This is a genomic window from Streptomyces sp. NPDC050738, from assembly GCF_040654175.1.
Taxonomy (GTDB): domain Bacteria; phylum Actinomycetota; class Actinomycetes; order Streptomycetales; family Streptomycetaceae; genus Streptomyces.
Map to the genome: position 1 here is coordinate 864082 of NZ_JBFAHN010000002.1, position 10937 is coordinate 875018.

The 10937-nt window shown below is 71.7% G+C and carries 9 protein-coding genes and 2 rRNA genes; 4 read left to right on the forward strand and 7 right to left on the reverse strand.

The window, feature by feature from the left end:
- The first annotated feature begins 25 nt into the window (after positions 1-25).
- Positions 26-421 carry a VOC family protein gene (locus AB0H78_RS08050; RefSeq protein ID WP_363233410.1) on the forward strand — a complete coding sequence of 132 codons (396 nt, stop codon included), beginning with the start codon at positions 26-28 and terminating at the stop codon, positions 419-421.
- A gap of 6 nt (positions 422-427) precedes the next feature.
- Here AB0H78_RS08050 and AB0H78_RS08055 read toward each other — a convergent pair whose 3' ends face one another.
- Both AB0H78_RS08055 and AB0H78_RS08060 read right to left on the reverse strand, forming a co-directional pair.
- Positions 428-1084: a response regulator transcription factor gene (locus tag AB0H78_RS08055; protein ID WP_363233411.1), complete on the reverse strand. Its 657-nt coding sequence runs from the start codon at positions 1082-1084 to the stop codon at positions 428-430.
- The gene (locus AB0H78_RS08060; RefSeq protein ID WP_363233412.1) at positions 1072-2304 is read right to left on the reverse strand and encodes a sensor histidine kinase; all 1233 of its coding nucleotides are present in this window, start codon (positions 2302-2304) and stop codon (positions 1072-1074) included. The genes AB0H78_RS08055 and AB0H78_RS08060 overlap by 13 nt, the downstream gene beginning before the upstream one ends.
- Positions 2305-2486: 182 nt before the next feature.
- Between AB0H78_RS08060 and AB0H78_RS08065 the strand changes: the two genes are divergently transcribed.
- Both AB0H78_RS08065 and AB0H78_RS08070 read left to right on the forward strand, forming a co-directional pair.
- On the forward strand, positions 2487-3164 hold the full coding sequence (locus tag AB0H78_RS08065; protein WP_363233413.1) for an ABC transporter ATP-binding protein: 678 nt from the start codon (positions 2487-2489) through the stop codon (positions 3162-3164).
- On the forward strand, positions 3161-5821 hold the full coding sequence (locus AB0H78_RS08070; RefSeq protein ID WP_363233414.1) for an FtsX-like permease family protein: 2661 nt from the start codon (positions 3161-3163) through the stop codon (positions 5819-5821). The genes AB0H78_RS08065 and AB0H78_RS08070 overlap by 4 nt, the downstream gene beginning before the upstream one ends.
- Here the strand turns inward: AB0H78_RS08070 and AB0H78_RS08075 are convergent.
- A complete protein-coding gene (locus AB0H78_RS08075; protein WP_363233415.1) occupies positions 5757-6641 on the reverse strand; it encodes a class II fructose-bisphosphate aldolase in 885 nt (294 codons plus the stop codon). The two genes, AB0H78_RS08070 and AB0H78_RS08075, sit on opposite strands and share 65 nt — an antisense overlap.
- A gap of 4 nt (positions 6642-6645) precedes the next feature.
- Positions 6646-7530: an SIS domain-containing protein gene (locus tag AB0H78_RS08080; RefSeq protein WP_363233416.1), complete on the reverse strand. Its 885-nt coding sequence runs from the start codon at positions 7528-7530 to the stop codon at positions 6646-6648.
- 95 nt (positions 7531-7625) lie between these two features.
- Here AB0H78_RS08080 and AB0H78_RS08085 point away from each other — a divergent pair, with 95 nt between their 5' ends.
- The gene (locus tag AB0H78_RS08085; protein ID WP_363233417.1) at positions 7626-8405 is read left to right on the forward strand and encodes a DeoR/GlpR family DNA-binding transcription regulator; all 780 of its coding nucleotides are present in this window, start codon (positions 7626-7628) and stop codon (positions 8403-8405) included.
- On the opposite strand, the gene AB0H78_RS08090 is transcribed toward AB0H78_RS08085, so the two are convergent.
- The 3 genes from AB0H78_RS08090 to AB0H78_RS08100 all read right to left on the reverse strand — a co-directional run.
- Positions 8392-10530 (reverse strand): hypothetical protein, encoded by a 2139-nt coding sequence (locus AB0H78_RS08090; RefSeq protein WP_363233418.1) that lies wholly within the window; start codon positions 10528-10530, stop codon positions 8392-8394. The genes AB0H78_RS08085 and AB0H78_RS08090 overlap by 14 nt on opposite strands.
- Before the next feature lie 138 nt (positions 10531-10668).
- Positions 10669-10785: ribosomal RNA gene (gene rrf / locus AB0H78_RS08095) — 5S ribosomal RNA — on the reverse strand.
- Positions 10786-10864: 79 nt separating this feature from the next.
- Positions 10865-10937, reverse strand: a 23S ribosomal RNA gene (locus tag AB0H78_RS08100); the annotation flags it as partial.

Genomic DNA, 10937 nt, shown 5'->3' on the forward strand with positions numbered 1-10937 from the left:
GTAGTGGTACGTATAACCTCTCCTCATGTCCCACATCGCACTGATCACCCTCGTCGTCCGCGACTACGACGAGGCGATCGCCTTCTACACCGACGCCCTCGGCTTCGAGCTGACCGAGGACACCGACCGCGGCAACGGCACCCGCTGGGTCGTCGTCACCCCGCCCGGCGGCGCCCCCGGCACCGGCCTCCTGCTGGCCCGCGCCAAGGACGAGACCCAGCGGGAAGCCGTCGGCGCGCAGACGGGCGGCCGGGTCGGCTTCTTCCTGCACACGGAGGACTTCGCGGCCGACCACGCCCGGATGTCCGCCGCGGGGGTCCGCTTCCTGGAGGAGCCGCGCCACGAGGCGTACGGCTCGGTCGCGGTCTTCGAGGACCTGTACGGCAACCGCTGGGACCTGCTGGAGCCCAAGCAGTCCTGAAGCCGCTCAGCCCCCGTTGCCCTCCAGATAGGCCAGCACCGCGAGCACCCGCCGGTGCACCGACCCGTCGTCCGGCGGCAGGTCGAGCTTGGCGAAGATCGAGCCGATGTGCTTGGACACCGCCCGCTCCGTGACGACGAGTTCGGCGGCGATGGTGCCGTTCGCCTTGCCCTGCGCCATGTGCTCCAGGACCTCCCGCTCGCGCGCGGTGAGGCTCTGCAGCGGCCGGGCGGCGGACTTGCGCGTCAGCAGCTGCGTGACGACCTCGGGGTCGAGCGCGGTCCCGCCCGCGGCGACCCGCTCCAGGGCCTCCAGGAACTGGTCGACCCGGCCCACCCGGTCCTTCAGCAGATAGCCGATGCCCTTCGCGCCCTGGGCGAGCAGCTCGGCGGCGTAGGTCTCCTCGACGTACTGGGAGAGCACCAGGATCGGCAGATCGGGCAGCTCCTTGCGGGCCGCGATCGCCGCCCGCAGCCCTTCGTCGCGGAAGGACGGCGGCAGTCGTACGTCCAACACCGCCGCGTCGGGCCGGTGTTCGAGCAGCGCGGGCAGGATCTCGGGTCCGGTGGCCGCGTCCGCGACGACCTCGTGCCCCGAGGACCCGAGCAGCAGCATCAGCCCCTCCCTCAACAGGGCGTTGTCCTCTGCGATCACGACGCGCACGGCAGCTCCACTTCGATCTCCGTCGGCCCCCCGACGGGGCTGGCGATACGGGTGGTGCCGTCCAGCGCGGCGACCCGCCGCCTGATCCCCACCAGCCCGCTGCCGGCGCCCTCGTCGGCGCCGCCGCGTCCATCGTCCCCGATGATCACCCGGAGCGTGCGCGCCTCCCGGGCGATCCGTACCCGCGCACGGTCGGCGCCACTGTGCTTGCTGATGTTCGTCAGCGCCTCGGCCACCACGAAATAGGCCGCCGCCTCGATGGCCGCGGGCAGCCGCCGCCCGTCCTGCACCCCCGCCAGCTCCACATCCACCGGTACGGACACATCGGCGGCCAGCGCCCGCACCGCACCCGCGAGCCCCCGGTCGGTGAGAACGGGCGGATGGATGCCGCGTACGCCATGACGCAGTTCGGCCAGCGCCGCCTCGGCCCCGTCCTGCGCCTCGTCGAGCCGCAGCCGCGCCCCGGCGGGGTCCCGGTCGAGCAGCTGCTTCGCCAGCCCGATCCGCAGCGAGAGCGCCACGATCCGCGCCTGCGCCCCGTCGTGCAGGTCCCGCTCGATGCGCCGCAGTTCGGCGCCGTGCGCCTCGACGGCCCCTGCCCGGCTCTCGGTCAGCTGGGCGATGCGCTGCGCCATGGATTCGGACGGCGGCAGCGGGCGCAGCAGTTCGCTCGTCCACTCCGCGCCCAGGTCGGCGAGGACCGGCAGCCAGCGCAGCAGGAGTCCCTTGCGCTCGGGCGGCTCGATTCCGTACTCGTCGGCCCGCCGCCGGTCGTAGAGGTGGACCGGGCCGAGAACCACCGGTTCCACGATGAGGGCGAGTGGCCACACGAGCATCGCGACGTACCCGAAGAGCATCCCGTACAGCGTCTGCGCCAGCAGCCACCGGCCGATCCGCCACGTCCCCGGGTCGGTGAAGGCGAGGCGTACGCGCGCCGCGGCGCCGCCCACCAGCGGCACATGCTGCTCGCCCTCGGGCAGGGGAACACCCAGTCGCCCGGCCGCCCGCCCGCGCTCGAGATCCGCGAACTTCCGCAGCAGCCTGACCACTTCGGGCCAGGTGGCGAAGCCGATGCCGATCAGGGCGAAGCCCATCGCGGTGACCATGCCGAAGGCGCACAACATGCAGGCGACCGCGATCGGGATCCCGGTGAGCAGATAGCGCGACGCCTCCCACGCATCCCTCATGACGACGGGCAGCGGGGCGGGGCGTGAGCTCATGTCCGCCACCGTACGGGGAGCGCCCACGGGCCCGCGGTGCAGCACTCCCCCCAGTCGATGGTGGTGCAGGCTGCACCCCGCTTCGGGAGCGCGCACCCTCGTCCCGACCCGCCCTCCGCTCCTACGGTTTATGCAGGTCAAGCGGCATTTACGGACGAGTACGAACGAGAGAGCGGTGCACCATGCTGACACTGGACACAGTGAGCAGGATCTACGGCCACGGCAGCGGCCCGGGGACTGCGGCGCTCGACGGGGTCAGCTGCACGGTGCCCGGCGGCAGCTTCACCGCGGTGGTGGGCCCCTCGGGCTCCGGCAAGTCCACGTTCCTGCAGTGCGCGGCGGGCCTGGACCGGCCGACGTCGGGCACGGTACGGATCGGGGGCACCGACCTCGGCGGCCTGAAGGAGGCCTCGCTGACGCGGCTGCGCAGGGACCGTGTCGGTTTCGTGTTCCAGTCGCACGCCCTCAACCTCGTCACCTCGCTCACGGTCGAGGAGAACGTCGTCCTGCCCCTGATCCTGGCGGGCGCCGACCCGACATCCGACGCGGTACGGTCCCGCGGTCGGCGCCTGCTGGCCCGGGTCGGCCTCGGCGACCGCGCCGGGTCCGCGCCCGCGCAGCTCTCGGGCGGTCAGCAGCAGCGGGTCGCGGTGGCACGGGCCCTGGTCACCGAGCCGGACGTGATCTTCGCGGACGAGCCGACGGCCTCGCTCGACCCGGAGTCGGCAGTCCTCGTACTGAGCCTGTTGCGGGACGCGGCGTACGCCGACGGCCGCGCGGTGGTGATGGTCACCCACGATCCGACGGCGGCGAGCTGGGCGGACACGGTTCTGACGATGGACGCGGGGAAGCTGCGATGAAGAAGTCACCCACGACAGCGCCGGACCCCACCGCCGGCAGCAGAGGCATGCGCCGCGCCTCGGCGTTCCTGGCCATCCGCTCCCTGAAGTCCCACCGCAGGTCCTGGAGCGCGGTGTTCGTCGCGATCGCCGCGGCGGGCGCGCTGCTCGGCGCCTTCGCCATGGTCATCGGCACGCTGCTCTTCGCGCACCCGCCGGTGGAGCGGCTCGGTGCGGCCGACGCGGTGGTCGCCGCCGACCAGCAGGTGAAGTACACCGCCAAGCCCTGGGGCAGCGAGCCCACAACAGTCTCGGCCTACCTCCCGGAGAGGTCCCGACTGGACACCTCGGTCCTGGCGAAGGTGCGCGCGGCGGACGGCGTGGCGAAGGCGATACCGGACAACACCCTTGCGCTCGAAGCCGGTTCGGCCGGTACGGCCACGGGCCGCGCCTGGTCCGCCGCGGAACTCACCCCGTACAAACTGACATCGGGTCACGCCCCGACGGCCCCCGACGAGGTGGTCCTGGACACCAGGCTGACTGCTTCGGCGGGCATGCCCCCCGCAGGCACCACGCCCGCGGACCGCAGGACCTCCTCCACCGCCCCTCTGCGCCCCGGCTCCACCGTCTGGCTCCAGACGGACGGCCCCGCCCGCCCCTACAAGGTCTCCGGCCTCGCCGAGACCACCCAACCAGGCACCCCCAGCGCCTTTTTCACGGACCGTCAGCTGAGCGCCCTCACCGGCCACCCCACCGCCCTCGACGCGATCGGCGTCATCGCAGAGCCGGGCGTGAGCACCGACGCGCTGTACGACTCCGTGCGTGCCGCGCTCCCCGACCACTCCGTACGCGTCCTCACCGGCGAAGGACGCGGCCTCGCCGAACACCTGGACTCCGCGGGCGCACGCTCCGAGCAGCTCCAACTCCTCGGCTCGATCGGCGGAACCGTCCTGATGGTGGCGCTGCTGGTCATCGCCACGACGATCTCCCAGGCCGTCCACCAGCGCTCCCGCGAACTCGCCCTGCTGCGGGCCGTGGGCGCCACCCCGCGCCAACTCCGTTCCGCCGTGGGCCGCGAGGTGACCCGGGTGTCCAGGTTCGCGGTCTGCGCCGGCATCGCCGGTGCCGTGCCCCTCGGCCTGTTCCTGCGCTCGCTGCTCACCACGGACGCGCTGCCGCTGCCCGCACCGGCCGCCGTGCTGGTGCTCGCCCCGGTGGCCGCCGCCGCGCTCGTGATGGCCGCGGCCCGCCCCGTCGCCGCTCTCGCGGCCCGCAAAGCGACCAGTGCCCGCCCCGCCGAGGCGATGCGTACGGCCTCCGCACCCGAAGCCTCCGCGCCGGGCAAGGTCCGTTCCGGCCTGGGACTGGTCCTTGCGGTCGCCGGATTCGCCGCGGCGGGTACGGCCACGGTGCAGGGCGGCCAGGCCGCGGCGGCAGCCGTCTCGGCCTCCGCGCTGACCCTGATCATCGCGGTCGCGCTCCTCGGCCCGTCCATCGCCCGCGTCGCGACCCGCGTCCTGGGCGCCCCGCTGCGCCGCATGAGCGGCCCCTCCGGCTACCTGGCGGCCTCGGCTCTCACAGGTCACGCCCGCCGCCTCGGCGCCGCGCTGACACCCATCGCGCTGGTCGTCGCGTTCATCTGCGTACAGCTGTCGTCCGGCGCGACCATCGACCGGGCCTCCGAGGCCCAGGCGGCAGCGTCCGTACGAGCGGACATCGCGGTCAGCGGCCCTCCGGCCGGCATCCCTGCCTCCGTGGCCGAAGCGGTACGGAACACCCCCGGCGTCACGGCGGCGACCGGCAGCCTGCACAGCACCGTCGTCATCGCGCACCGCGAGGCGGGCGATCCGGCACTGACCCGCTACCCGGTCCAGGGCGTGACGCCCGGCCACCTCACGAGCATGCTCGACCCGGATGTCACGGCGGGCGACCTCGGCCGCCTCACGGGCCCGGACACGGTCGCGGTCGGCAAGGACCGCGCGGAGAGCCTCGGCGTCGAGCCGGGCGACACGGTCGAACTCCGTTACGGCGACGGCACCAAGGCCCGCCTCCACGTCGTCGCGACCTACGAACGCGCCCTGGGCGTGGGCGACTTCCTGCTCCCGCACGACCAGCTGGCGGTCCATGTCACGGCTCCCCGCGACAGCCGTGTCCTCGTCGCCGTGGACTCGCCGAAGGCCGCGGCAGCCGTACAGGCGGCGCTCTCCCCGTACACGGGCCTGCACCTCGCACCCGCCACGGGCGCGGACGTCCGCCCCACCCCCGAGCCCGACCAGAAGAACATGCTGGTGATCGGTGTGGGCGTGATCGGCGGCTTCACGGTCCTCGCGGTGGTATCGACCCTCGCCCTGATCACGATCGGCCGCCGCCGCGAACTGGACCTGCTGCGCCTGGTCGGCGCGGGCCGCCGCCAGGTCGCCCGGATGCTCGCCCTGGAGACGGCGCTCATCACCACCGCGGGCCTGGTCATCGGCACCGTGGTGGCCGCCGTACCGCTCATGGCCTTCGGCCTGACGGCGGCGGGCACGCTCCCGTACCTGCCGCCGGCCGACTACGCCGTGATCGCGCTGACGGTGACGGCCGCGGCGGCGGCCGGCACCCTGATTCCGGCGGTCACACGGCGGACCGGGACGCGGGGACGACGGACGCGCCGCCCAGCACCCCGATCAGCGCACTGACGGTCTCCGCCATCGCCTGCCGCCCGGCCGTGAGGTACTTGCGCGAGTCGACCGCCTCCGGACGGTCGGCGAGCACCTGGCGTATCGCCCCGGTCATCGCGATGTTCAGCGCGGTTCCGATGTTGACCTTCGCGATCCCGCCCCGCACCGCCGCGGACAGCTCGCCGTCCGGCACCCCGGAGGAACCGTGCAGCACCAACGGCACGTCCAGCGCACCGTGCAACCGCCCGAGCAGCTCATGGTCGAGTACGGCGGTCCGCGAGGTCATCGCATGCGAACTGCCCACCGCGACGGCCAGCGCATCGACACCCGACGCGGCGACGAAGGCCCGCGCCTCCTCGGGGTCGGTACGCGCCCCGGGTGCGTGCGCATCCAGCGCCGCGGCCCCGTCCTTGCCGCCGACCTCGCCCAACTCCGCCTCGATCCACAGCCCTTGGGCGTGCGCCCAGTCGGCTGCGGCCCGGGTGGCGGCCAGGTTCTCCTCGTACGGAAGGTGCGCGGCGTCGTACATCACCGAGCTGAACCCGGCGGCCGCGGCCTGCCGAAGCAGCGCGTCGCTCTTCACATGGTCCAGGTGCAGCGCCACCTCCACCCCGGCCAGCCGCGCGGCCTCCGCGGCGGCGCGGGCCAGCGGCTCCAGCTGTCCGTGCCGGTACTTCACCGCGTTCTCGCTGATCTGCAGGATGACCGGCGACCCGACGGCCTCGGCCCCCGCGATCACCGCCTCGACATGCTCCAGCGTGATGACGTTGAACGCGGCGACGGCCCCCTTGCGGGCGGCCGCGGCGGCAACGAGCTCCCCGCTCCCCACCAGCGGCATCGGCTCAGCCCTCGTCGAGGATGACGGAGCGCGTCAGGTGACGCGGCAGGTCCGGGTCGAGCCCCTTGCGATCGGCGACGGCAACGGCGAGCCGCTGCGCCCGTACGAGCTCGGCCAGCGGGTCGAGCCCGCCGGCCACCCACATCCCGCCGGTCGCACCGACCTGCTCGGCGAGCCCCTCGGGAGCCTCGCCGAACATCAGGGTCGCGGTCCCGTCGGTGGTGATGCTGATCGGCCCGTGCCGGTACTCCATCGCCGGGTACGCCTCGGTCCACGACAGCGAGGCCTCCCGCATCTTCAGCCCGGCCTCCTGCGCGAGCCCCACGCTCCACCCGCGCCCGAGGAAGGTGAACTGCGCGCACTCCACGAGCCCTTCGGGCAGCGGCTCGGCGAGCGCGGTCCGCGCGTCGGCGACGACCACGTCGCTGTGCAGACCCAGGTGGGCCCGGAGCAGCGTGAGCGCGGTCGTGGCGAACCGGGTCTGCACGACGGACTTCTCGTCCGCGAACTCCATGACGACGACATCGTCCGCCGCGTCCATGACCGGCGTCTTGGGGTCGCCGGTGATGGCGAGCGTCCGCGTCTTGCCGCGCACTTTCCCTAGCAGCTCAAGGACTTCGGTCGTGGTCCCCGACCGGGTCAGCGCGATCACGCGGTCGTAACTGCGCCCGTACGGGAACTCCGAAGCGGCAAAGGCGTCGGTCTCCCCGAGCCCGGCCTCCTCGCGCAGCACGGCGACGGCCTGCGCCATGAAGAAGGAGGTACCGCACCCGACGATCGCGACCCGCTCACCCGCCGCAGGCAGCGCGTCCGCGTGCTCGACCGCCAGCGCGGCAGCCCGCTCCCAGCACTCGGGCTGACTGTTCAACTCATCCAGGACATGGCTCACGCCGATTTCCACCCCTCAGCTCAATGCTTGTTTCTGCAAGATACTGCGCACTTCCAAGCAGAATCAAGCATCAATCTCTGGGCTAAGGTCGTCCCATGTCACGTGACGCACGCTGGAAGGCCCTCCTGGAGCTGCTCGTCGAGCAGGGCCGCCTGGACGTAGAGGAAGCCGCGACCGCACTGGACGTGTCCGCCGCCACCATCCGGCGCGACTTCGACCAGCTCGCGCAGCAGCAGATGCTCGTACGGACCAGGGGCGGTGCCGTCGTGCACGGCGTCAGCTATGAACTCCCGCTGCGCTACAAGACAGCCCGCCGGGCCTCCGAGAAACAGCGCATCGCCGAGGCCGTGGCAGCGCTCGTCATCCCAGGCGAGGCAGTGGGCCTCACCGGCGGCACGACCACCACAGAGGTCGCCCGCGCACTGGCCGTACGCCCCGAACTCGCCTCCGGCACCCCGGCGTTGACCATCGTCACCAATGCCCTGAACATCGCCAACGAGCTCGCGATCCGCCCCCAGTTCAAGATCGTCGTCACCGGCGGAGTGGCCCGCCCCCAGAGTTACGAACTCATCGGCCCGCTCGCCGACGGAGTCCTCTCCCAGATCACCATGGACACCGCGGTCCTCGGCGTGAACGGCTTCGACGTCACCCACGGCGCGGCCGCCCACCACGAGGACGAGGCAGGCATCAACCGCCTGCTGTGCGAGCGCGCGGAGCGCGTCATCGTCGCCGCCGACTCCACCAAGCTCGGCCAGCGCGCCTTCGCCCGCATCTGCACGACGGACCAGGTCGACACCCTGGTCACCGACACCGGCATCGACCGGGACACCACGCAGCGCTTCGAGGAAGCGGGCGTCAAGGTCATCGCGGTGTAGCGGTCCCCTCTCCGTCCTTCCCCTTCTTCTTTCTCCGCACCCAGGCGATCCGCCCCACCGCGACGAGCATCAGCACCACACCGCCCCCGACCACCCACAGGGCCCCGGTCTGGATGGAGGTCACCTCGACGGTGAAGGTGACCGGATCCCCCCAGGCCTTCCCGGTGTCGGTCCGGTACAGCTGCGCCGTCACCTGCGCCTGACCGTTGCTGCGCGCGTCGACCGGCACCGACACGGTGCTCACCGCCGCAGCCGTGAGCGCCAGTTCGGGCACCTCCCCGATCTCCAGCATCGGCGCCTGCGAGGTGACCTTCAGGACCAGCCCCTGCGCTTTCTGCTGCAGCCCGTTGTCGATGGAGACCTGCAGCTTCCCGCTGTCCCCGGACAGCGTGATCTTGGACTTCTGCACCAGATGCACCGCCCCGAGGGACGCCGTGATCGAGTCGGCCAGCCCTTCCCGGTACGCATCACCCTTGCTCTGGTCGGCCCGCCAGGCGGTGGAGAGCCCGGACGCCATCGCCGCCGCCGTCTGCTGCTCCACCCGATCAGGCGCCGTGAGCAGCGGCAGCAGGCTCGCCAGCCGCGCTTTCTGCTCCACCAGACTCTGCAGTTGCCCGGCGGAGATCTCGTCGGCCGACTCGGAGGCGGGATAGGCGGATGCCGCCGGCACCGCGATCTCCGCTGCCGGGGCGGCCATGTCCGTACGCAACTGATCCAAGGTCACCCCCTTGACCCACCCCGCGTCCTGCGCAGCCCCCAGCGCCGCACCGAGGGCCTTCACCGCATCCCCCGAAACCTGCCGGGGCGGCACCACGAACAGCCCCGCACGATCCTTCGGCGAGGCCAGCGTGACAGCGAGGGTCTCGGCCAGCACCCGCTGCTCGATCGCCACCTGACCGGAATCGCCGGCCAGTACGCCACCCAGCGTGGAATCGGCGACCAGAGCGGTGCTCCCCGCACTGGTGGCCCGCACCGGCCCGCCCCCGGACACCTGCGAGCTCGACGTCACGACCGCGCTCTCCCCAAGCGATTTCGCCAGCCGCACGATCTCCGTATCGACCCTGCCGTCGGCAGGCCAGGCGACCCCCGTGTCCGGAGTCACCTCCAGCGCGTCCTTGACCTCCGCGACCCCGTCGGTCCTCGCCTGCTGCATCAGATCCGTGAGCCCGTCCACACCCGCCCCGTGATGGGCGACCGACGCCAGATCCGGATCCCCGTACGCCAGCGACACCACATCCCCGCCGCTCACCGCGCTCTTCAACCGCTTCAGCCAGGAGGAAGCCGCGTTCCGCCCGCTCCCCGCAGTGTTGTCCTGCACCGCCTGCTGCCCGGAATCATCGGGCGAGGAGGCAACGCGATACCCGTCCGCCATGGCACTCGCCTCGGCCAGCAGCTCAGGGTCGACCACCCAGGTGACCGGCAGATCGTCCGCGGCCTGCACCGCCGCGTCGAGCCGCCCGCCGTCCCCGAGGTCATCGGCGAGCGAGTCGTCGCTGAACACCGCCTCACCCTCGTCCCCGACCGCCATCGACCAGGCATTGATGTGCGGGGTGGCGGTGAGCGGCCACACCGCGCTCACCGAAGTGGCAACGGCACTGCTGCCACTGGGATACCAGGGCAGAAAAGTCCGCGTGATCCCCACCGTCTCCGCCTTCTGCGCCCCGTCCGGAGTCCCCTGGGCATCCACGGCGAACTCGTACACCCCGGCCTTGTCCAGTCCCAGCGCACTCACCGGAACAGCCAGGCTGAAGTCGGCACTCTTCCCGGCCGCCACATCCCCGACATCATCGAGATGCCCGGAAATCTCATTCCCGTCCGCACTCACCGGCTTACTGCGCCCGGCGACGTCCGCAATTCCCTTACGCCCGGAAAGGGGCTTCCCCTCCCCCATCCGGACCCCTACCTGCAGCCCCGTCACCGCAGAGGCAGCGGTGTTCTGCACGCTCCCCTTGACGGTCACGGTCCCTCCGTCGACCGGCACAGCAGGACTGAGGGAGGAGAGCGTCACGGTGACCGCAAGCCCGTTGCCACCGCTGTCAGCAGCCCCGGCGACGCCCGACGGAAGGCCGAGACAGCCGGCCACCAGCAGAAGAACCACCGCCGCCACACGTCCCACGACCGGCATGTGCACTCCCTCCGATCCCGTCGGCCGCCATTGCCCGCATGGTGACGTACGACGAGCGCCCCCGCCACTTCAGCAGCCATTGGCCCTGGAACGCAGAAAACCCCCGCACCAAAGGTGCGGGGGTTCCCCATAAAATAAGTTCGGCGGCGTCCTACTCTCCCACAGGGTCCCCCCTGCAGTACCATCGGCGCTGAAAGGCTTAGCTTCCGGGTTCGGAATGTAACCGGGCGTTTCCCTAACGCTATGACCACCGAAACACTATGAAATTGAACAGAACCGGATGAAAACACGGTTGTTCGTTATTTCAGAACTAACACAGTGGACGCGAGCAACTGAGGACAAGCCCTCGGCCTATTAGTACCAGTCAGCTCCACCCGTTACCGGGCTTCCACATCTGGCCTATCAAC